This window comes from Streptomyces xanthochromogenes (assembly GCF_014650455.1).
Taxonomy (GTDB): Bacteria; Actinomycetota; Actinomycetes; order Streptomycetales; family Streptomycetaceae; genus Streptomyces; species Streptomyces xanthochromogenes.
Map to the genome: position 1 here is coordinate 149928 of NZ_BMUZ01000013.1, position 20340 is coordinate 170267.

The following is a 20340-nucleotide window of genomic DNA, read 5'->3' on the forward strand; positions in this document are numbered from 1 at the left end:
CGTTCGGGGATGCGTCGTCGTCGATCTCATGTGCTCTGGCTGGGGGTGCCCTATCTGCTGTACCTGGGGGCGCTGCCCTTGGTGAACAAGGTGCGGCCCGTGGTCTTCGGACTCCCCTTCCTCTTCTTCTGGTTGCTGGTCGCGACCCTGGCCACTCCGCTCGCCGTCTGGCTCACCTGGCGGGGAGACCACCGGGGCGAACGCCGGGGGAGGTCGCGATGAGCAGCGCTGCTGTTGCCACGTCCGTCTTCGGCGTCTTCATGGTCGCCACCGTCGCCCTCGGGCTCTTCGCCGTGCGCGGCCGCGGCGGCGGGGGCGGTGGGCTCACCGAGTGGTCGGTGGGCGGGCGGAGCCTGGGGACCGTGTTCATCTGGGTGCTGATGGCGGGCGAGAGCTACACCAGCTTCAGCTATCTGGGCGCCGCGGGCTGGGGCTACAACTACGGTGCGCCGGTGCTGTATGTGGTCGCCTACATGTCCTGCGGCTATGCCGTCGGCTATGTGGTCGGGCCCATGTTGTGGGCGTACGCGAAGAAGCACGGGCTTGTGGGGATCACCGACATGGTGGCCCACCGGTACGGGAGGCCCTGGGTGGGGGCGCTCGTCGCGCTGCTCGCCACCGTGTTCCTGCTCCCGTACATCCAGCTGCAGATCACCGGCATGGGCGTCGTCGTCTCGACGATCTCCTACGGGGCGATCTCCCTCAACTGGGCCTATTTCATCGCCTTCGCGGTCACCACGGGGTTCGTGGTCGTCAGCGGGCTGCGCGGCAGCGCCTGGGTGTCGGTGCTCAAGGACGTGCTCGTCATCGCGACCCTCGCCTTCCTGGCGGTCTATGTGCCGCTGCACTACTTCGGCGGGTACGGGGACTTCCTCGATCGGGTCGTGAACGAGAAGAGCGACTGGCTTACGTTGCCGGGCCACGGCGGGACCTTCGGGCAGGCGTGGTTCGCCACCACATCCGTCCTCAACTCCCTCACCGTGGTGATCTTCCCGACCACCGTCGCCGGGTACCTCGGGGCGCGCAGCGCCGATGCGCTGCGGCGCAACGCCATCCTGCTGCCCGCCTACAACGTGCTGCTCTTCGTGCCGATGCTGCTGGGCATGGCCGCGATCTTCGTGGTGCCGGGGCTGGCCGGGGCCGACTCCAATCTCGCGCTGTTCAAGCTGGTCGTCGACTCGCTGCCCGCCTGGACCGTCGGCCTGATCGGGGTGGCGGCGGCGCTCTCGTCGATTGTGCCGATGGCGGTGTTCATGCTGGTCATCGGAACGATGTGGGGGCGCAGCGTGCTCTCGCTGGTGCCGCGGCTGCGGGAGCGGCAGAAGGCGGCCTCGCAGGTCGTGGTGGTCGTCGCCGGAGCGCTCGCGCTGCTCATGACCTACGCCGTGCCCAACACGCTCGTACGGCTTTCGCTCATCTCCTACGAGGGGATGGCTCAGCTGCTGCCGATGCTGCTTCTGGGCCTCGTGTGGCGGAAGTTGACCCTGGTGGGAGGTCTCGCGGGGCTCGCGGTGGGGGTCGCGGTGGTCTGCGGCTTCGTCTTCACCGATCACGATCCGGTGTGGGGCGTCAACGCGGGGATCGTCGCCCTGGGCGTCAACCTCCTTGTGGCGCTTGCCGTTTCGTTCCTCGGGCCGCGGGAGGTGCCGGTGGGTGACGACGACGATGTGCTGGCCCGTGATCCCATCCACGACGGTGACGAGATGGGGTCCGCCGCGGTTCGGACGTGACGTCCCGCCCCTGTCCGGCCAGCCGCTAGCCGCGCGGGCGCAGCATCGCCGTCAGTGCCGCGGCCCCCGCCGCGAGGGCCGCCGAGAGGACGAGCGCGGTGTCCGGGCCCGCCGGTGCCACCGCGATCGTCAGGGCGACGCCCGCGGACGAACCGATGTAGCGGGCCGTGTTGTTGGCGCCCGAGCCCATCGCGGCGCGCTCGGCCGGAACCGATTCGACGGCGAGGCGGGGGAGCGCGGCATTCAGGAGCCCGCTGCCGATGCCCGCGAGCAGGAGGCCGGGGACGAGGCGCGGGAGCGGGCCGGAGGCGAGGGCGCCCAGCATCGCGAGGACTCCGGCGGCGTGCAGGACGAAGCCGATGGCCAACTGGTGGCGGGCGCCGACGCGGCCGGCGAGCCGCCTGGCCTGGAGCGCGACCACGAACGCGGAGCCCGACCACAGCACGAACAGCCAGGCGGCGTTCATCGGTGAGGTGCCGAGGGAGCGGCTGAGCAGCGCCGGCAGATAGCTGAAGAAGCTGATCACGGCGAGGCCGGTGAACAGGGCACCCGCCGACGAGGCGAGGAACTCCGCGCGGCGGAAGAGCGCCAGGTCGATCATGGGGGACCCGGCGCGGCGCTCGACGAGGACGAAGGCGGCCGTCAGGGCGGCGGCGGCCACCAGCAGGACGAGCACCGCGGGGCGCAGCCAGCCGTCGCGGCCCAGGGTCAGCGCGCCGATCAGGGCGGTGAAGGCCAGGCTCAGCGTGAGCGCGGCCGGCACGTCCGGGCGGCCGCCGCGCGGGGCCCGCGACTCGGTGAGGGCGCGCAGCGCGACCCCGGCGGTGACCAGTGCCGGGACGGCCAACACCCCGTATATCAAACGCCAGTTGAGAGTGGCGAGGGCGCCGGCGAGGAGCGGGCCGAGGGCGATGCCGCCGCTGACGAAGGCGCCCCACACTCCGGTGGCGCGGATGCGGGCGGAGCCCGCGGGGAAGGCGGCGACGAGCAGGCCGAGGCTGCTGGCGAGGATGGCGGCCGATGCCATGCCCTGCGCGACCCGGGCGAGGGTGAAGGTCAGGGTGGTCGGGGCGAGCGCGCCGAGCGCCATCGTGATCCCGAGCGCGAGGGTGCCGGCCAGGAAGACCCGGCGGCGTCCGTGGTCGTCGGCGAGGCTGCCCGCGATCAGGAGCAGCGCGGCGAGGCCGAGTGGGGCGCCGTTGAGCAGCCAGGCCTGGGCGGAGAGCGCGGTGTGGAAGGACGCGGTCATGCCGGGCAGGGTCAGCATCGGGGCGGTGTAGTTCATCAGCGCGACGGCGGTGGCGGCGCTGGTGACGGCGAGCGTGGCGCCGGGCCGGACGACGCCGGGGTGTGCGAGTCCGGGGCGGGCGGGTCCGGGGCCCGGATCGGCGCCCGGGTCGGTGGCTTCGACCTCGACCTCGACCTCGGCCTCGGCCTCGACCTCCGCCGCGTGCGCGGTCGAGGCCGTCGAGGTGGCGTGGCCGGTCGGGGTGACGTGGGTGGTGCGTGCTGCCTGCGTCATGGATTCCCTCACCAAGGCGTGGTCGGTTCGGTCGCGCGTCGGGGTGCGGGCCCGGTCCGGCTCGCGACAAGCCCAGTCGCGCGGTGGGCCCCGGGATGGGGCCGGTCCCGCGGTGGGTTCAGTCCCGCGCTGGGTTCATGCACGGGTTCGCTCATGGGTTCCTTCATGGGTTCAGTGAATGAACCCGATCTGTCTCCGACCCTAGCATCGAAGGTTCGTTCAGTGAACCCAGGCGGTAGGCTGGGGTGCATGGCTCTCGGCAAGGACTACGACTACGCGGCGCAGGAGTGCTCCATCGCGCGGGCACTGGAGATCGTCGGCGAGCGCTGGACCCTGCTGGTCGTGCGGGACGCGCTGTACGGAGTGCGCCGCTACAACGACTTCCTGGTCCACCTCAAGATCCCGCGGGCCGTGCTCGCCGCCCGCCTCCAGTCGCTGACCGAGGCCGGGGTCCTGGAGAAGCGCCGCTATCAGGAGTCGCCGCCGCGCGACGAGTACGTACCGACGGAACTGGGGCGGGCGCTGTGGCCGGCGCTGCGGGCGCTCGGGCTGTGGGGGCGGGCGTTCAACCCGGACGCACGGCCGATGCGGACCTTCCACCATGCCGAGTGCGGTACGGAACTCGGCTCGTACGGGGAGTGCCCGCAGTGCGGGCGAACCGTCGACCCCGCGGACGTCGAGATGCGGCCGGGTCCCGGGCTCGGGCCGGCCGAGGACGCCGTGAGCCGAGCGCTGCGGGCCCCGAGGCGGCTCCTGGAACCGCTCGAACTCCAGCCGCGCTGAACTCCGTTGGCCCGGTCCGTCCGATCCGGCCCCGCCCGCTCCCGCGCCCGATCCGGCCCGTGCGCTCCAGCCCCGTCCGCGCCGACCCCGTCCGCTCCGGCTTCGCCCTTGCGACGGCGACCCCCGTCCGGGCGTCGTGTATAACGGCTGGAAGGAAAACCCCGGTGGAACCAGAGCGAGGGAGGGTGGCATGAGCGGCGTCATCGCACGGTGCGCACGCCTCGCCCGGCCGCTGCTCGGGCTCTTCCTCTTCCTGCTGGCCCAGGCCGTCCTCGTCGAGGGCGGCATGCTCTCGGCCGCCGTCGCGCTCGCCGCGACCGCCGCCGCGGGTTCCGCGCTCGCCGTCTGCGCCACGCTCGCCTCGCGGGCGGTGCCGCAGGTGGCCCGCACCCGGGTGCGTACCGCGATCCGGGACCGGGAACGGCGTACCGCCTTCCTGCCGCAGCGCGACCCCGACGCCTCCGGGCGGCCCAGGCCCCGAGCGCCCGGGGCTCTCGTCCCGACGGCCGCGTAGGGGCACCCTCGTACCTCCGCTCCGCCCGGCTCGTCACGCCGACCGGCACATCACGCATGTGCGCCCACGTGTCATTCCTGACGAGACGCCCCGGAGGGCTTCGCCATGTTCACCTCACTCTTCAGCGCTTTCGCGAGCCTCGCCGCACATCTGGCCGGCCTGCTCGAACCGCTCTTCCACGGTGCGTCCACGGCCGCGGCGATCGTGCTCTTCACTGCTCTTGTACGTCTCGCTGTGCACCCTCTGTCGCGGCAGGCAGCGCGGGGTCAGAAGGCGCAAGCCAGGTTGCGGCCGCAGATGACCGCGTTGCGCGAGAAGCACGGCAAGGACAGCAAGGCACTCCAGAAAGCGGTCATGGAGCTGCATGCCGCGGAGAAGGTGTCGCCGCTGTCCGGCTGCCTGCCGAGCCTGCTCCAGATGCCGGCGTTCTTCCTGCTCTACCACCTGTTCTCCAGCGCGCGGATCGGCGGCAAGGCGAACGCGCTGCTCGATCACACCCTTTTCGCGGCGCCGCTCGGCGGGAACTGGACGCAGGCGCTCGGCGACGGCGGGATCTTCGGGCCGCGCGGACTCGTGTACCTCGTGCTGTTCGCCGTCGTCGCCGCCGTGGCCACCTTCAACTTCCGGCGGATGAAGCGGCAGATGGCGGCCAACCCCGTGGTCGCGCCGGGCGGGCAGGACGCGGTGCCGGGGATGGCGGCGATGAACAAGTTCATGCCGCTGCTGTCCTTCGCCACGCTGTTCAGCGTCGCCGTGGTGCCGCTCGCCGCCGCGCTCTACGTCGTGACCAGCACCACCTGGACCGCCGTCGAGCGGGCCTTCCTCTACAAGGACATGCTGCCCGCGCCCGCCGCGCTGGCCACGGCCGCATAGCACCCTGGACCTTGGTTACGGTCCAGTTTGTGAACGGGGTCTTGCGGACTGGACGTCTTCCTTGGAGGATCGGACGATCCTCCGATGGCCGCTACCCATCGGCCGGGCCCCGCTCGACCAAGGGAGACTGACCATGAAGCTGCTGCGCGTAGGCAACGCCGGTGATGAGCGTCCGGCGCTGCTCGACGCCGACGGAACCCTGCGGGACCTGTCCGGCCTTGTGAGCGACATCGACGGCGCACTGCTCGCCGACGAGTTCGCCCTGGACCGGATACGTGCCGCGGCGGACACCGGCGTGCTGCCCGCGCTCGACGACTCCGGTGCGCGCATCGGGCCGCCGGTGGGGCGGATCGGCAAGGTCGTGTGCATCGGGCTGAACTACCACGACCACGCGGAGGAGACCGGGGCGGCGATTCCGGCCGAGCCCGTCATCTTCTTCAAGGCGGCGGACACGGTCGTCGGGCCGAACGACACGGTGCTCGTGCCGCGCCGCTCGGTGAAGACGGACTGGGAGGTCGAACTCGCCATCGTCATCGGCCGCACCGCGCGGTACGTGAGCGACGACGAGGACCCGCTGGCGTACGTCGCCGGGTACGCGGTGTCGCACGACGTGTCGGAGCGGGAGTTCCAGATCGAGCGCGGCGGCACGTGGGACAAGGGCAAGAACTGCGAGACGTTCAACCCGCTCGGGCCGTGGCTGGTCACCCGGGACGAGGTCCCGGACCCGCAGGCGCTCTCCCTGAAGCTCTGGGTCAACGGGGAGCTCAAGCAGGACGGGTCGACGGCCCAGCAGATCTTCCCCGTCGCGGAGGTCGTCCGGTACGTCAGCCAGTTCATGACGCTGTACCCGGGGGACGTCATCAACACGGGTACCCCTGCGGGGGTGGCCATGGGGCAGCCCGAGCCCAAGCCGTACCTGCGGGCGGGGGACGTCGTGGAGCTGGAGGTCTCCGGGCTGGGGCGGCAGCGGCAGGGGTTGAAGGACGCGTAGCGCCTCCGGCGGGGGGTTGGGGGTGGGGGCTTGGGCCTGCGGCGGGCCTCTTTCCCGCCCTCCCCCAAGCTCTTAAGGAGCAGGGGGGACCCCCAGCCCGTTCGGCCCGCTCGTGAGGCTGAGCCGCCTGTGGGTGGTTCCGGTTCCGTTGGCGGCCGGCCGTCGGTGGTCGTGGCGCCCGCCTGCGGCGGGCCTCCCGTTCGGCGGGGTTGGCTGACCCGGCCGCCTGTGGGTGGTCCCGGCTCGTTGGCGGCCGGCTGCCGGTGGTCGGGACGCCCGCCTGCGGTCGGGCACCCCCTGGCGCGGCGGGGCAGTGCGCCGGACGGGGGCGGCTCCGTGCGTGTCTCAGGGGAAGTCCGGGGTTAACTTCGCATATTGCTCATATGCGAAATGCAGGAATTGCGCCAGGGATTCGAAGGCGGGCGGCCGCCGCCTCGGCCGTCGTCGTGGCGGCGGCCGCCGTGGTGGGCGGCCTGGCCACGCTCGGGTTCGCCGATCCGTTGCCGGACGGGCTCGGGCCCTGCAAGGGGAGCAACTGCCCGGACAATCCCTACCCGGACCCCAACAACGGGCCCCTCGCCGGGCGGGACAACAACATCAACATCTTCGTCGGCGGGGACTTCCTCGTGCGGCAGGCCGCCGCCGAGGCCGAGGGCAAGGTCGTCGTCCTCGGCAACTTCGACCAGCACAAGGCCGCCGGTGTCTCCCAGGTCTACAACGTGGGCGTCGCCGGAGTCGGCTCCCGCGTGCCGCCGGACAACGGCACCGCGTTCCTGACCACCGGCAAGGACGTCACCGTCGCCACCGGGCAGCGCCTCCTCGCGGAGGAGGGCTCGGTCTCCGGCATCGTGCGCCACGGCGGCACCCTCAGCGGCACCGTCCGCCCCAAGACCGTCCACGACCCCGAAGCGGCCGCCCCGTACGCCCGGCTCAAGCCGAACCTCGCCGCCGCCAGCCACTGCTACGCCTACGTCGACGGCAAGCCGAGGGCCGCCACCGGCAGCGCGAAGAACAACGGCAGCGAGACCCTGTTCACCGGGGACGGCAAGTCCGCCATCCAGGTCTTCAACGTCGACTTCGACCTCGCCACGTCCGGCGGCGGGGCCCAGGGGTTCCGGTTCACCGGCATCCCCGAGGGGGCCACCGTCCTGGTCAACCTCACCGGCGCCGTGCGCGAGATCAACACCTACATGGGCATGCTCCCGCCCGCGCTCCGCGACCGGCTGCTGTGGAACTTCCCCGACGCCGGCACCGTCCGGCTGCGCGGCAGCGGGCAGTTCTCCGGCAGTGTCCTCGTCGGCAACCCCGACAGCACGACGACGGTCACGCTGCCCGGGGTCAACGGGCGCTTCTTCACGGTCGGTTCGCTGACGCACAGCTCCATCGCGGGCGGCGGGGGCGGGCAGGAGTTCCACGCCTACCCCTTCAACGGGGACCTGCCCAGTTGCAAGGAGACCCCGGAACCTCCGACGCCCACCCCTGAACCGCCCACTCCGACGCCCGAGCCCCCGGACCCGACTCCCGAGCCGCCGACGCCCACCCCCGAGCCCCCGACACCCGAACCGCCCACACCGACTCCTCCGGACTCGGGAGGCATGACCACGGGCGGGGACACCGGTGGAGACACCGGCGGGCACACCGGAGGGAGCACCGGCTCGGGCGGGGACACCGGCGGCGGTGAACTGCCCGACACCGGGGCGTCCTCGGACACGACGATCCTGCTCGGCGGGCTCGCGGTCACGCTCGTCGCGGCCGGCGGCATCACCCTCGCGGTGACCCGCAAGCCCAAGGGGCTGTGGAAGTAGCAGCCCTCAATCGCCCGTGTGGGAGGGGCTGTTGACCTGGGTGCCCGGGTGGCCGAGGCCGTCGACCAGTCGCGTCAGCGCCTCGGCCACCAGCGCGTGGTCCTCCGCCTGCGGCAGGCCCGACACCGTCGCCGTGCCCACGACCCCGACGCCCTCGACCGTCACGGGATACGAACCGCCGTGTGCGGCAAAGGAGTTGGGGTCCAGGCGCGACGACTCCTCGAACGTCGTGCCCTTGGCCCGGAAGCGGGCGCCCACGAGGAATGACGGGGCGGCATAGCGCTCGGCCACCCGGCGCTTGCGGTCGATCCACGCGTCGTTGTCGGCGCTGGAGCCGGGCAGCGCGCAGCGGAACACCTGCCGGGCTCCGTGGCGTACGTCGATGGCGACCGGGGCGTTGCGCGCGACGGCGAGCTCGCGCAGCAGCACGCCCAGGTTCCAGGCGTCCTCGTAGGTGAACTGCCTTAGGACCAGGCGCTGTTGCTCCGCCTCCAGGGATGCCACCGGATCTTCGGTGATCGCCGTGGCCGGGCCGGACTCCGCGGTCTCCGGCTTCGCCGCCGTGTCCCGCGCCCTCACAGCGCCAGCTCCACCGTCACGCCCTCGCGGGCCGAGCGGCGGGCCGCCTCCAGGACGTCGAGCGCGGCCGCGGCCTCGTGCGCGGTGACCGGCGGTTCGCCCCCCTCGCGCAGGGCCTTCGCGATCGCCGCGTAGTACGCCGGGTAGTCGCCGGGGGCGGTTTCCACCGCGGCGCCGCCGCCGGTCAGGGGGGACTCGCCGGAGCCGAGGTGGCCCCACAGGGACTGTGGCTCCACGCCCCACGGCTTGTCCACGCCGGGCCGCCTGCCCTCGCGCAGGGCCGCCTCCTGGGGGTCGAGACCGTACTTCACATAGCCCGCCGACGAGCCCAACACGCGGAAGCGCGGGCCGAGTTGAGCGGTGGTCGCGCTCACGTGGAGGTGCGAGCGGACGCCGCCCGCGTGGGTGATCGCGATGAAGGTGTCGTCGTCGGCCTCGGCGCCGGGGCGGCGCACATCGGCCTCCGCGTAGACGCGCAGGGCGGGGCCGAACAGGACGAGTGCCTGGTCCACGACATGGCTGCCCAGGTCGTAGAGGAGACCGCCGATCTCGGACGGGTCGCCCGACTCGCGCCAGCCGCCCTTGGGCTGCGGCCGCCACCGCTCGAAGCGCGACTCGAAGCGCTGGATGTCACCGAGCTCGCCGTCCGCGAGCAGCCGCTTGAGGGTCAGGAAGTCGTTGTCCCAGCGGCGGTTCTGGAAGACCGAGAGCAGCAGGCCGCGCTCCTCCGCCAGCGATGCCAGCTCGCGCGCCTCGGCCGCCGTGCCGGCCAGCGGCTTGTCCACGACCACCGGCAGACCCGCCTTGAGGGCGCCGGTCGCGATCGGGACGTGCGTCTTGTTCGGCGAGGCGATCACGACCAGGTCGAGACCGGCGTCGTGCAGCTCCTCGGGGGAGCCGGCGAAGCGCAGCCCGTCGCCGTGCTCGGCGCGGGCCTGCGCCTGGCGCTCGGGGTTGGAGGTGACGACCGTGTCGAGGACCAGGCCCTCGGTGGCGGCGATCAGCGGGGCGTGGAAGACGGAGCCCGCAAGGCCGTAGCCCACGAGTCCCACGCGGAGGCCGTCGGTCTGGGGAGCGTTCATGGGATCCTTCATGCATCCACTTAAGCAACGCTGTTGCCAAAGTGCAAGCAGGAGGGACAATGGGTCGGTGAACAGGAGCAATACGGGGGCGAACCTGCCGGCACTGCGCAACCACAACGCCGCGCTGGTGCTCGACCTGCTGCGCGCGGCGGGCGAGGAGGGCATCAGCAGACTGGAGCTCGCCGAGCGAACCGGGCTCACCCCGCAGGCCGTCAGCAAGATCACCGGGCGGCTGCGGGACGAGGGCACGGCCACCGAGGCGGGCCGCCGCGCCTCCACGGGAGGCAAGCCGCGCACCGTGCTCAAGCTCGTTCCGTCCGCCGCGCACGCCATCGGGCTGCACCTGGACCGCGACGAGCTGAGCGCCGTCCTCGTCGACCTCGCGGGCACCCTGGTCGGCGCCAGGACCGTGCCGCTCGATCTCGGCGCGGAGCCCGCGCGGGTGGTGGAGGCGGCAGCGGCCGAGGCCGAGGCGCTGACCGGCGGGCGCCGGGTGCTCGGCGTCGGCGTCGCCATGCCGGGACCGCTCGACCACGACAGCGGGGTGCTGCACCGGGTCACCGGCTTCCCGCACTGGAGCGGCTTCCCGCTGCGCGACGCGCTCGCCGAACGCCTGGGCCAGAAGGTCTTCCTGGACAAGGACACCAACGCGGCCGCCCTCGGTCTCGCCCTGCGCGCCGACACCCGGGCGGAGTCGTTCGCGTACCTCCACCTGGGCAGCGGACTCGGCGCGGGACTCGTGCTCGGCGGGGCGCTGCACCGCGGGGCCCGGACCGGGGCCGGGGAGTTCGGGCACCAGACGATCCTGCTCGGCGGGCCGGCGTGCGGCTGCGGCGGGCGGGGCTGCATCGAGGCGCTGTGCCTGGCCTCGGTGGCCCGCGGCGACATCGCGGCCGCGGCCCGCTTCCTCGGGGTGGGGGCCGCCAACCTCGTCGGGCTGCTCGACATCGACGCGGTGCTGCTGGGCGGCCGCAAGGTCGCGGCCGACGAGGAGACGTTCGTGCGGGGCGTGAACGCGGTGGTGGAGGAGCGCGCCCTGCGCGGCGGAGCCCCCGCGATCCCGGTCCGCGCCGCCGCGGGCGGCCCGCACTCCGTCGCCGAGGGCGCGGCTCAGCTCGTCCTCGTCCCCGTCTTCGGCCGCGCGAACGTGGCGTACCCGTAGGCGCACCCGTAGGCGGAGGCGCAGGTCCAGGTGCGGGGGCGGGGCCTGTGGGTGGCGGACTACAGGGCCCGGGTGCCGCTGCGGAACGTCCATACGATGGGCCGATATTGGGCTGATGGGGCGGTCTTCACGGGCTCCGGGGCCGGGCCCGGACGTGGCGGCCCGGGCCGTGGGCGGGGGCGTGGCAGGCTCGCGGATTCACGACCGGGCCCGACCGGAAGGACCCGCATCCGGACGGGTGGCGCCCGCGAACCCCGCACGCCGCGAGCAGCAAAGGCCCCTCATGCGACTGCGTACCGCCCTCGTCACCGCGGTGGCCGCCGCCGCCCTCGTCCCGGCCGCCGGAGTGGCCGCGGCCGACGACGGGGGGCTTCCGCCCGGCCGTCACGACCTCGCGCCGCGCAAGCCGGTCGTCGCCGCGGCACCCGTCGACCCGCCGCTCTCCCTGAAGCTCCCGCTCTGCGCCGCGGGGACCGGTGCCGCGTTCCCCCTGGAAACCAAGATCCACGGAGGGCCCGCCGAGTACCAGCCGGGCGCTGACAGTCAGGCCTGGTCGATCGATCTGACCAACACCGCGCACGAGACCTGCGACGCGGTCCATCCCGTGCTCGTGCTGGTCGACCGCGACCGCACCCTGAAGAACAGCCAGCTCAAGATGGAGTTCGACGACCCGGCGACCGGCCGCACACACCCGGTCGCCTTCGTCGGGACGGACGCGGACGAGCACATCGGCGTCTTCGACGACGGCTTCCCCGGCTTCGTCATCGCCCCGGGCAGGACGCTCACCGTGCCGGTGCGGCTCGGCTTCGCCGCCGACGCCGTGCCCGACACGATCACCGCGAACGCGGCCATCGTGCAACGCCGGGGAAGCGACGGGCAGTGGGTGGGGGAGTCCGGCGACTACCGCTTCGAGATCGTGCCCGAGGGCGATCTGCTGCACCGGATCGACGACGAGCTCGCCGCGACCGGCCGCGGCAGCGCGCTGGCCCGCCTCGCGCTCACCGCGGCGGTGCTCCTGACGGCGGGAGCGGCCCTGGTCATGGCGTCGCGGCGGCCGCGTCTGCGCCGCCGCTGAACGGCCGGGGCGGCCCCGGCCGTTCACCTGCCCGTGCGAGCATCGACCCCGTGGAAAACCCGAACGACCCCCTGACCGGCGGCCCCGAACCGACCGGCCCCCCGGAACCGGCCACCCTCCCGGAACCGGCCACCCGCCCGGAACCGGTCGCCGTCCCGGAACCGGCCGGCCACCCCGCGCCGGTCGGCCGCCTCGGGCCGGCCGGTTACCCGGAGAACCAGGCCCCCGGCGCCCCCATCCGCTCCGGCATCCCCGACCACGGGCGCATCCCCAAGTACTACGCCGTCAAGGCCCAAGTAGCCCTGCTCGTCGATGAGTTGGGGGAGGGCGATCCGCTGCCGACCGAGCGCGACCTGGCTCTGCGGTACGAGGTCGCCCGCGAGACCGTGCGCCAGGCGCTGCGCGAGCTGCTGCTCGAAGGGCGGCTCCGGCGCCAGGGCCGGGGCACCGTGGTGGCCGGCGCGAAACTGGAGCAGCCGCTCTCGCTCGCCAGCTACACCGAGGGCGTGCGGCGCCAGGGGCGTAAGCCCGGACGTCACCTCATCGCCCTCGAACGTTTCCCGTGCCCGCCCGCACTCGCCGCCGAGACCGGGCTCCAGCGGGGCGAGCCCGTCTGGCACATGGAGCGCGTGCTGCTCGCCGACGACGAGCGGATGGGCCTGGAGAGCACGTACGCGTCGGTGGCCCGGCTGCCCGACCTGGACAAGGACTTCGAGCCCGACTCCTCCTTCTACGCCTATCTGCGCGACCGGCTCGGGCTCACGCTCGGCGACGTGGACGAGCGCATCGAGACCGTGCTCGCGACGCCGCGGGAGGCTCTGCTCATCGGGACCCCGCCGGCGCTGCCGATGCTGCTCATCCATCGGGTTTCGCGCGATGCGGCGGGGGGGCCGCTTGAGCGGGTTCGGACGCTGTACCGGGGGGACCGGTTCTCCTTCACGACCCACCTCGGGCGGTAGCCCGCCGAGCCCCGGCCCGGCCCGGCTGTCCGGCCCCGGCCGACGTCCGGCCCGCAGCCCCGGCTGCGGACCGCGGGGGCCGTTCGCGCAGTTCCCCGCGCCCCTGTAGGTGGCCCAGCGTCCCGTTGGTCGCGTCCATCGCGGCGAGGGCCGCGCGATGTCGCAGTCCCGCGCCCCCCCGTAGGCGGCCCAGCGCCCCGTTGGAGACTCCGGTGCCGGCCCGCATGGGCATCTTCAGCCAGTCCGGCGATTGAGGACGAGCGCCCTTCAGGCGCGATACGGGGTGCGGGGCGGAGCTCCGGGCGGGGGTGCCGCGCCATCAGGTGGGTGATAACGAATAGATAACGGGTCTAGTCCAAGCTTGAGGACCCGTTCACCGTCCCGTTGCCAACAGGACCGGCGCGGGACACCCGTCCCGAGGAGCGTTGCCGACGTGAGAGTCATCGTCGTTGGAGCCGGCGTGGTGGGAACCATGCACGCCTGGCAAGCAGTGGAACGCGGCCACGAGGTCGTACACATCGAGCGCGAGAGCGAGGCGCGCGGGGCCTCGCTCCGCAACTTCGGCCAGATATGGGTCAGCGGCCGGGCCGGGGGCGAGGAGCTGGACACCGCGCTGCGCGCCCGCGAACTGTGGGAGGGGATCGGCAAGCGCGTCCCCGGGATCGGCTTCCGCCCCAACGGCTCGCTGACCCCGCTGCGCACCGAGCTCGAACTCGCCGTCGCCGAGGCCGCGTTGGCCCGCGACGACGCCGCGGCCCGCGGCTACAAGCTCCTCACCGCCGACGAGGCCCGCGCCCTCAACCCCGCCCTGCGCGGCCGCTTCACGGCCGCACTGTGGTGCGAGCGGGACGCTGCCGTCGAGCCCCGGACCGCGCAACTCGCCCTGAAAGCGGTCCTGTTGGCGTCCGGCCGGTACACCTTCCTGGGCGGACGTGAGGTGCGCGAGGTCATCGAGGGCGCGCACGGGAGCGCGGTCCGCGACGACCACGGCGATGTGCACACCGGTGACACGGTCGCCCTGTGCACGGGAGCCTGGCTCGGCGGCCTCGTCCGCGAGCTCGCCCCCGAGCTGCCCGTGCGCCGCGTGCGCCTGCAGATGATGCAGACCGCACCGCTCGGCGAAGCGCTCACCACCTCCATCGCCGACGCCGACAGCTTCCGCTACTACCCGGCGTACGCGAGCGAGGCCCTCGACGCGCTGAACGCCGGGCAGGGCCAGGAGGCGACCGCCGCCGCACACAAGATGCAGCTCCTCATGGTGCAGCGCGCGGACGGCGGGCTGACCATCGGCGACACCCACGAGTACGAGCACCCCTTCGCCTTCGACGTGCTGGAGGAGCCGTACGACCACCTCGTCGGGGTCGTCGAGTCCTTCCTCGGCCGGCCGCTGCCCAGGATCGAGCGCCGCTGGGCCGGGGTCTACGCCCAGTGCACCGACACCTCGCGCGTCGTGCATCGCCAGCAGGTGCGGGACGGGGTGTGGCTGGTGACCGGGCCGGGCGGACGCGGCATGACCTGCTCGCCCGCCATCGCCGAGCAGACCGCCAACGAGCTTGACTGGTAAGGAAGTTGAATTCGATGACCGCATACGAACCCAGGACCACGTACAACCTGGTCGTGCTCGACATGGCGGGCACCACCGTCGCCGACGGCGGACTCGTCGAGCGGGCCTTCGCGAGCGCGGCCGGCCGCCTCGGCGTCGAGCCGGGCTCCGCCGAGCACGCCACCATGCTCGACTACGTCCGCGCCACCATGGGCGAGTCCAAGATCTCCGTCTTCCGGCACCTCTTCGGCGACGAGGGCAAGGCCCGGACCGCCAACACCGCCTTCGAGGAGGCGTACGGGTCGCTCGTCGACGGCGGGCTCATCGCCCCCGTCCCGGGCGCCCGCGAGGCCATCGAGCGGCTCGCGGCCAAGGGGCGGACGGTGGTCCTGTCCACCGGGTTCGCCCGGGTCACCCAGGACGCGATCCTCGCCGCGCTCGGCTGGCAGGACCTCGTTCCGCTCACCCTGTGCCCGGCCGACGCGGGCGGCCGCGGCCGCCCCTACCCCGACATGGTGCTCAGCGCCCTCCTGCGTACCGGCGCCGTCGACTCGGTGCGCGACATCGCGGTGGCGGGCGACACCTCGTACGACATGCTCAGCGGCGTGCGCTCCGGCGCCGGCATCGTCGCGGGTGTCCTCACCGGGGCCCACGACAAGGAAGCGCTCGCCGCGGCGGGCGCCACCCACGTGCTCGGCTCCATCGCCGAACTCCCGGACGTGCTAGCAGAGTTGGAGGCGGCCGAGTGAGCGGCGCCGCCTCGCCGGGGGCGCCGCGCAGCGGCATCCGCTTCGACGGCGTCACCGTGGCCTACCACGGCAATGTCGTCCTCGACTCGCTCGACCTGACCGTCGAGCCCGGCGAGGTCATGGCGCTGCTCGGCCCCTCCGGGTCGGGCAAGACCACCGCGCTGCGCGCCGTGGCCGGGTTCGTCCAGCCGGTGCGCGGGCGGGTGTTCATCGGCGACCGCGACGTGACGCGGCTGCCGCCCCACCAGCGGGGCATCGGCATGGTCGTCCAGCAGTACGCGCTGTTCCCGCACATGCGGGTCGAGGACAACGTCGCCTTCGGCCTCAAGGCCCAGAAGGTCCCCAAGGGGCAGATCCCCGGACGCGTCACCGAGGCCCTCGCGATGACCGGGATGGACAGCTACGCCAAGCGGTATCCGCGCGAGCTGTCCGGCGGCCAGCAGCAGCGCGTCGCCATCGCCCGCGCGCTCGCCATCCGCCCCGGCGTCCTCCTCCTCGACGAGCCGCTGTCCGCGCTCGACGCCCAGTTGCGCTCCGGCATGCTGAGCGAACTCGCCCGGTTGCACCGGGAGTTGCCGGACGTCTCGATCCTGTACGTCACCCACGACCAGGTGGAGGCGCTCACCCTGGCCGACCGCATCGCGGTCATGGACCAGTCCCGCCTGCGGGACTGCGGCACCCCGCAGGACCTCTACCGGCGACCGCGCACGGAGTTCACGGCGTCGTTCGTCGGCAACGCCAACCTCCTTCCCGTACGGGTGGGTTCGGGGTCCGTGCTGTTCGGCGGCACGGAGCTCGCGGTCGCCACGGACGAGGCGGTCTGGGGCGCGACGGCCACGCTGTGCGTGCGGCCGCACCTGGTCGGGCTCGGGCCCGGGCCGAACGCGCTGCGCGGGAAGGTGGCGGAGGTGCAGTGGCGGGGGTCCACCCACCGGCTGTACGTCGATGTCGCCGGGCACCGGGTGAAGGCGGACGTCCGCGAACTCCGGGCCACCCCGGCGCTCGGCGACGAGGTCACCCTGCACTTCGCCCGCGAGGACGCGGTGCTGCTGGCCGCGGGGGTCGGCGGTGAGTAGGCGCGGCTCGGCCGTACTGGCCGCCGACCCGGCAGCGGGGTCCGCGCCCCGTTCGGCGCCGGGGGACACCGGTCGCCGGCGCGACGCGGACCGACGGCAACTGCCCGCTTTCGTCTGGGTGTTGCCGCCCGTTCTCGTCCTCGCCGCCGTCTTCCTCTACCCCCTCGCCCTCGTCGTCCAGCAGTCCTTCTCGCCGGACTCCGGCGGCACCTCCCTCCAGCCCTACACGGACGTGTTCGCCTCCGGCGCCTTCCGGGAGGCGCTCGGCACCACCGTGTGGCTGGCGGTCGGCGCGACCGTGGGATGTCTCGTGCTCGGGTTCGTGCTCGCGCTCGTCATCGCGTTCGTGCCGTTCCCCGGCGGGAAGGCCGTCGCGAAGTTCATCGACGTGTTCCTGTCGTTCCCGTCGTTCCTGATCACGCTCGCCCTGCTGTTCGTCTACGGCACGGTCGGCATGGCCAACGGCGTGTGGACGGACGTCACGGGGGCGCACAGCGGGCCGTTCCAGTTCCTGACCACGCCCTGGGGGGTGCTGCTCGCGGAGATCACGTACTTCACGCCGTTCGTGATGCGCCCGCTGCTCGCCGCCTTCTCCCAACTGGACACCGCCCAGCTGGAAGTGGCGTCCTCGCTGGGCGCGCGGCCGGCCAGGATCGTACGTCGGGTGATCCTGCCCGAGGCGCTGCCCGCGCTCGCGGCGGGCGGTTCGCTGGTCCTGGTGATGTGCCTCAACGAGTTCGGCATCGTCCTGTTCACCGGCGCCAAGGGTGTGACCACGCTGCCCATGCTCGTCTACAGCAAGGCGATCCTGGAGTCCGACTACCCGGCCGCCTGTGTCGTCGCCGTCGTCAACATCGCGATTTCCGTGGGCCTTTACGGCCTCTACCGGGTGGTGAGCCGTCGTGTTGGTGCATAGCCGGGGTGGCCGCTGGGCCACCTGGACCGTCTTCTTCGCCCTGTTCCTGCCCGTCTTCGCGCTGCCGCTGCTCGTCATCGTGGCCGCGTCGTTCGCCACGAACTGGTCGGGAGCCTTCCCGTCCGGGTTCACCACCGGCCACTACGGTGCGGCGACCACGGGCGACTCGCTCCAGGCGCTCACCACCAGCCTGGTCACCGCGCTCACGGCGAGCGTCCTCGCGCTGACCGTCGGCGCCTGGGCGGCGCTCGCCGCGGCCGCCCTGAAGAAGGGCGGACGGAGGTTCATGGACGCCCTGTTCGTGCTGCCGGTCGCCGTGCCGTCGGTGGTCGTCGGGCTCGCCGTGCTCGTCGCCTTCTCCAAGCCGCCGGTGCTGCTCAACGGGACGCGCTGGATCGTGATCCTGGCGCACACCGTTCTTGTCATGGCGTTCGCCTACCAGTCGGTTTCGGCTGCCATCCTGCGGCTCGACCCGATGTACGAGCAGGCCGCGGCCAGTCTGGGCGCCCGTCCGCTGCTGGTGCTCTGGCGGGTGAAACTGCCGCTGCTCCTGCCGTCCCTGACGGCGGCGGCGGGTCTCTGCTTCGCCCTGTCCATGGGCGAGTTGAGCGCCACGATGATGCTCTACCCGCCGGACTGGACCCCGCTTCCGGTGCAGATCTTCGCGATCACCGACCGCGGCTCCCTGTTCACCGGCGCGGCCGTCGCCGTGGTGCTCATGGCGACGACGCTGCTCGTCCTGCTCGGCGTCTCCCGCATCCGTACCAAAGCCTCCTTCCGCTGAACCGCACGCACCTGGTGCGTCACCTGCCGAACCCTGCCGAACCCCTGTGAACCCCTGCCGAACCCCGCGAACCCCTGCTGACCCGAGAAGCTCAGGAGTCCCGAACGTCATGCACAGAAACACCCTCACCACGCTCAAGCCGGTCGCCGCCGTCACCGGCAGCCTCGTCCTCGCCGCCACGCTCTCCGCCTGCGGCGGCGACTCCTCGGCCGACTCGAACGCGAAGACCGTCACCGTCTACAGCGCCGACGGCCTCAAGGGCGAGAAGGGCGACGGCTGGTACGACCAGGTCTTCAAGGACTTCGAGACGAAGACCGGCATCAAGGTCAAGTACGTCGAGGGAGGTTCCGGCGAGATGGTGCAGCGCGCGGTCCGCGAGAAGTCCAACACCCAGGCCGACCTCCTCATCACCCTGCCGCCGTTCATCCAGCAGGCCCAGGCCAAGGGGCTGCTCCAGAAGTACGTGCCGGCCGGGGCGGACAAGGTCGACGGCGGCGCCAAGTCGCCCGACGGCATGTGGACTTCGGTGGTCAACAACTACTTCGGGTTCGTCTACAACAAGAAGGAGCTCAAGGAGGCCCCCAAGAACTGGGACGACCTCCTCGAAGCCAAGTACAAGAACAAGATCCAGTACTCGACCCCGGGCGTCGCGGGCGACGGCACCGCGCTGGTCATCAAGGCCATGCACGACTTCGGCGGCAAGGAAGCCGCGATGGAGTACCTGCGCAAGCTCCAGGCCAACAACGTCGGGCCGTCCGCCTCCACCGGCAAGCTCGCGCCCAAGGTCGACAAGGGTGAGCTGCTCGCCGCCAACGGCGATGTGCAGATGAACTACGCCCAGTCCAAGACCATGCCCAACCTCGGCATCTGGTTCCCCGGCACCGCGAGCGGCACCAAGCCGTCCTCCTTCGGGCTGCCCTACGCGGCCGGTCTGGTGAGCAAGGCCCCGCACAGCGCCAACGGCAAGAAGCTCCTGGACTTCATGCTGAGCGAGCAGGCGCAGAAGCAGGTCAGCGAGATCGGCGGCGGCTTCGCGGCCCGCACCGACATCAAGGCCACGGACGCGAACGCGGTCGCGCTCGGCAAGCTGATGCAGGGCGTCGACGTCTTCCAGCCGGACTGGATGGACATCTCCAAGAACCTGCCGGACTACGTGGACGCGTGGAAGAGCGCCACCGGTAGCTGACCCCGGGCGGACGGACGCCGACCGAACCGGCCGCGTACGCAGTCGCCGGCTCGGGCACAAAGACGCCGGCTCGGGCACGAACCGGAATCGGCCAGGTCAGGATCGGCGGATGCTGACTAGGCTGGGGGCGCCGGCAACGCACAGTGCGGTGCGCCGGCGTCCCCAGCTGATCGCTCATCAGCGCGAGAAGACCGCGCAGAACGCAGGAGTCCGCACCCATGGCAGAGCGCAAGCCGATCGAATCCTGGCTCACCGACATGGACGGTGTCCTCATCCACGAGGGCACCCCCATTCCCGGTGCGGACGCGTTCCTCAAGACGCTGAAGGAGTCGGGCCGGCCCTTCCTGGTCCTGACCAACAACTCGATCTACACACCGCGCGACCTGCACGCCCGCCTGATGCGCATGGGCCTCGACGTGCCCGTCGAGAACATCTGGACCTCGGCGCTCGCCACCGCGAAGTTCCTCGACGACCAGCGGCCCGGCGGCACCGCCTACGTCATCGGCGAGGCGGGCCTCACCACCGCACTGCACGACATCGGCTACGTCCTGACCGACCACGAGCCGGACTACGTGGTGCTCGGCGAGACCCGGACGTACAGCTTCGAGGCGCTCACCAAGGCGATCCGGCTCATCAACGCCGGAGCCCGGTTCATCTGCACCAACCCGGACGAGACCGGGCCGAGCCAGGAGGGCCCGCTGCCGGCCACCGGCGCGGTCGCGGCGCTCATCACCAAGGCGACCGGCAAGAAGCCCTACTTCGCGGGCAAGCCCAACCCGCTGATGATGCGCACCGGGCTCAACGCGATCGGCGCGCACTCCGAGACCAGCGCCATGATCGGCGACCGGATGGACACCGATGTGCTGGCCGGCCTGGAGGCGGGCATGCAGACGTTCCTGGTGCTCACGGGCCTGACACGGCCGGAGGACGTGGAGTCCTACCCCTTCCGCCCGTCCAAGATCGTCGACTCGATCGCCGATCTGGTGAAGCTGGTCTGACCCCGCGGGGGCG

General features: G+C 72.3%; 20 protein-coding genes. 17 read left to right on the plus strand and 3 right to left on the minus strand.

All coding sequences use genetic code 11. From position 1 onward, the window contains the following. Nucleotides 1–9: 9 nt before the first annotated feature. Together IE267_RS30500 and IE267_RS30505 are read left to right on the plus strand one after the other, a co-directional pair. On the plus strand, nt 10–222 hold the full coding sequence (locus IE267_RS30500) for a DUF3311 domain-containing protein (protein WP_161247106.1): 213 nt from the start codon (nt 10–12) through the stop codon (nt 220–222). Then, a complete protein-coding gene (locus IE267_RS30505) occupies nt 219–1730 on the plus strand; it encodes a sodium:solute symporter family protein (protein ID WP_189765403.1) in 1512 nt (503 codons plus the stop codon). Before IE267_RS30500 ends, IE267_RS30505 begins: the two co-directional genes overlap by 4 nt. Before the next feature lie 25 nt (nt 1731–1755). On the opposite strand, the gene IE267_RS30510 is transcribed toward IE267_RS30505, so the two are convergent. Further along, nucleotides 1756–3252 (minus strand): MFS transporter, encoded by a 1497-nt coding sequence (locus IE267_RS30510; protein WP_189765404.1) that lies wholly within the window; start codon nt 3250–3252, stop codon nt 1756–1758. Between the two features lie 249 nt (nt 3253–3501). Here IE267_RS30510 and IE267_RS30515 point away from each other — a divergent pair, with 249 nt between their 5' ends. From IE267_RS30515 to IE267_RS30535, 5 genes are all read left to right on the plus strand, one after another. Further along, a complete protein-coding gene (locus IE267_RS30515; RefSeq protein WP_167153015.1) occupies nt 3502–4035 on the plus strand; it encodes a winged helix-turn-helix transcriptional regulator in 534 nt (177 codons plus the stop codon). Nucleotides 4036–4225: 190 nt separating this feature from the next. Beyond that, nucleotides 4226–4549 carry a DUF6412 domain-containing protein gene (locus IE267_RS30520; RefSeq protein ID WP_167153016.1) on the plus strand — a complete coding sequence of 108 codons (324 nt, stop codon included), beginning with the start codon at nt 4226–4228 and terminating at the stop codon, nt 4547–4549. 105 nt (nt 4550–4654) lie between these two features. Then, nucleotides 4655–5422, plus strand: a complete 768-nt coding sequence (locus IE267_RS30525; RefSeq protein ID WP_189765405.1) for a YidC/Oxa1 family membrane protein insertase — start codon at nt 4655–4657, stop codon at nt 5420–5422. Nucleotides 5423–5555: 133 nt separating this feature from the next. Beyond that, nucleotides 5556–6413 (plus strand): fumarylacetoacetate hydrolase family protein, encoded by an 858-nt coding sequence (locus IE267_RS30530; RefSeq protein WP_167153018.1) that lies wholly within the window; start codon nt 5556–5558, stop codon nt 6411–6413. A 383-nt stretch (nt 6414–6796) separates the two neighbouring features. Beyond that, nucleotides 6797–8218, plus strand: coding sequence for a choice-of-anchor A family protein (locus tag IE267_RS30535; protein ID WP_189765406.1), 1422 nt, complete (start codon nt 6797–6799; stop codon nt 8216–8218). Nucleotides 8219–8224: 6 nt separating this feature from the next. Here IE267_RS30535 and IE267_RS30540 read toward each other — a convergent pair whose 3' ends face one another. Further along, nucleotides 8225–8737: a heme-degrading domain-containing protein gene (locus IE267_RS30540; protein ID WP_189765480.1), complete on the minus strand. Its 513-nt coding sequence runs from the start codon at nt 8735–8737 to the stop codon at nt 8225–8227. 56 nt (nt 8738–8793) lie between these two features. Then, nucleotides 8794–9879, minus strand: coding sequence for a Gfo/Idh/MocA family oxidoreductase (locus IE267_RS30545; RefSeq protein ID WP_189765407.1), 1086 nt, complete (start codon nt 9877–9879; stop codon nt 8794–8796). A 67-nt stretch (nt 9880–9946) separates the two neighbouring features. Between IE267_RS30545 and IE267_RS30550 the strand changes: the two genes are divergently transcribed. The 10 genes from IE267_RS30550 (at nt 9947) to IE267_RS30595 (ending at nt 20327) form a co-directional block, all read left to right on the plus strand. Continuing rightward, nucleotides 9947–11041: an ROK family transcriptional regulator gene (locus tag IE267_RS30550; RefSeq protein ID WP_229861497.1), complete on the plus strand. Its 1095-nt coding sequence runs from the start codon at nt 9947–9949 to the stop codon at nt 11039–11041. 283 nt (nt 11042–11324) lie between these two features. Continuing rightward, nucleotides 11325–12116, plus strand: a complete 792-nt coding sequence (locus IE267_RS30555) for a hypothetical protein (protein WP_167153021.1) — start codon at nt 11325–11327, stop codon at nt 12114–12116. 236 nt (nt 12117–12352) lie between these two features. Then, nucleotides 12353–13075, plus strand: coding sequence for a GntR family transcriptional regulator (locus IE267_RS30560; RefSeq protein ID WP_161256496.1), 723 nt, complete (start codon nt 12353–12355; stop codon nt 13073–13075). A 433-nt stretch (nt 13076–13508) separates the two neighbouring features. Further along, nucleotides 13509–14639, plus strand: a complete 1131-nt coding sequence (locus tag IE267_RS30565; RefSeq protein ID WP_189765409.1) for a TIGR03364 family FAD-dependent oxidoreductase — start codon at nt 13509–13511, stop codon at nt 14637–14639. 14 nt (nt 14640–14653) lie between these two features. Continuing rightward, nucleotides 14654–15367: an HAD family hydrolase gene (locus IE267_RS30570; RefSeq protein ID WP_189765410.1), complete on the plus strand. Its 714-nt coding sequence runs from the start codon at nt 14654–14656 to the stop codon at nt 15365–15367. Continuing rightward, nucleotides 15364–16443: an ABC transporter ATP-binding protein gene (locus tag IE267_RS30575; RefSeq protein WP_167153024.1), complete on the plus strand. Its 1080-nt coding sequence runs from the start codon at nt 15364–15366 to the stop codon at nt 16441–16443. The genes IE267_RS30570 and IE267_RS30575 overlap by 4 nt, the downstream gene beginning before the upstream one ends. After that, complete coding sequence (locus IE267_RS30580; RefSeq protein WP_229861498.1) at nt 16436–17359, plus strand: 2-aminoethylphosphonate ABC transporter permease subunit; 924 nt, start codon at nt 16436–16438, stop codon at nt 17357–17359. Before IE267_RS30575 ends, IE267_RS30580 begins: the two co-directional genes overlap by 8 nt. After that, nucleotides 17346–18143: an ABC transporter permease gene (locus IE267_RS30585; protein WP_161257787.1), complete on the plus strand. Its 798-nt coding sequence runs from the start codon at nt 17346–17348 to the stop codon at nt 18141–18143. Before IE267_RS30580 ends, IE267_RS30585 begins: the two co-directional genes overlap by 14 nt. Before the next feature lie 109 nt (nt 18144–18252). Further along, nucleotides 18253–19329, plus strand: a complete 1077-nt coding sequence (locus IE267_RS30590) for a 2-aminoethylphosphonate ABC transporter substrate-binding protein (RefSeq protein WP_167153026.1) — start codon at nt 18253–18255, stop codon at nt 19327–19329. Nucleotides 19330–19547: 218 nt separating this feature from the next. Next, on the plus strand, nt 19548–20327 hold the full coding sequence (locus IE267_RS30595; protein WP_100578538.1) for an HAD-IIA family hydrolase: 780 nt from the start codon (nt 19548–19550) through the stop codon (nt 20325–20327). Nucleotides 20328–20340 lie beyond the last annotated feature (13 nt).

Coding starts and splice junctions, on each gene's coding strand:
- IE267_RS30525 (WP_189765405.1), top strand. CDS start 4,655: ATGTTCACCTCACTCTTCAGCGCTTTCGCGAGCCTCGCCGCACATCTG.
- IE267_RS30530 (WP_167153018.1), top strand. CDS start 5,556: ATGAAGCTGCTGCGCGTAGGCAACGCCGGTGATGAGCGTCCGGCGCTG.
- IE267_RS30505 (WP_189765403.1), top strand. CDS start 219: ATGAGCAGCGCTGCTGTTGCCACGTCCGTCTTCGGCGTCTTCATGGTC.
- IE267_RS30595 (WP_100578538.1), top strand. CDS start 19,548: ATGGCAGAGCGCAAGCCGATCGAATCCTGGCTCACCGACATGGACGGT.
- IE267_RS30515 (WP_167153015.1), top strand. CDS start 3,502: ATGGCTCTCGGCAAGGACTACGACTACGCGGCGCAGGAGTGCTCCATC.
- IE267_RS30500 (WP_161247106.1), top strand. CDS start 10: ATGCGTCGTCGTCGATCTCATGTGCTCTGGCTGGGGGTGCCCTATCTG.
- IE267_RS30570 (WP_189765410.1), top strand. CDS start 14,654: ATGACCGCATACGAACCCAGGACCACGTACAACCTGGTCGTGCTCGAC.
- IE267_RS30545 (WP_189765407.1), bottom strand. CDS start 9,879: ATGAACGCTCCCCAGACCGACGGCCTCCGCGTGGGACTCGTGGGCTAC.
- IE267_RS30520 (WP_167153016.1), top strand. CDS start 4,226: ATGAGCGGCGTCATCGCACGGTGCGCACGCCTCGCCCGGCCGCTGCTC.
- IE267_RS30535 (WP_189765406.1), top strand. CDS start 6,797: ATGCGAAATGCAGGAATTGCGCCAGGGATTCGAAGGCGGGCGGCCGCC.
- IE267_RS30510 (WP_189765404.1), bottom strand. CDS start 3,252: ATGACGCAGGCAGCACGCACCACCCACGTCACCCCGACCGGCCACGCC.
- IE267_RS30590 (WP_167153026.1), top strand. CDS start 18,253: ATGCACAGAAACACCCTCACCACGCTCAAGCCGGTCGCCGCCGTCACC.
- IE267_RS30555 (WP_167153021.1), top strand. CDS start 11,325: ATGCGACTGCGTACCGCCCTCGTCACCGCGGTGGCCGCCGCCGCCCTC.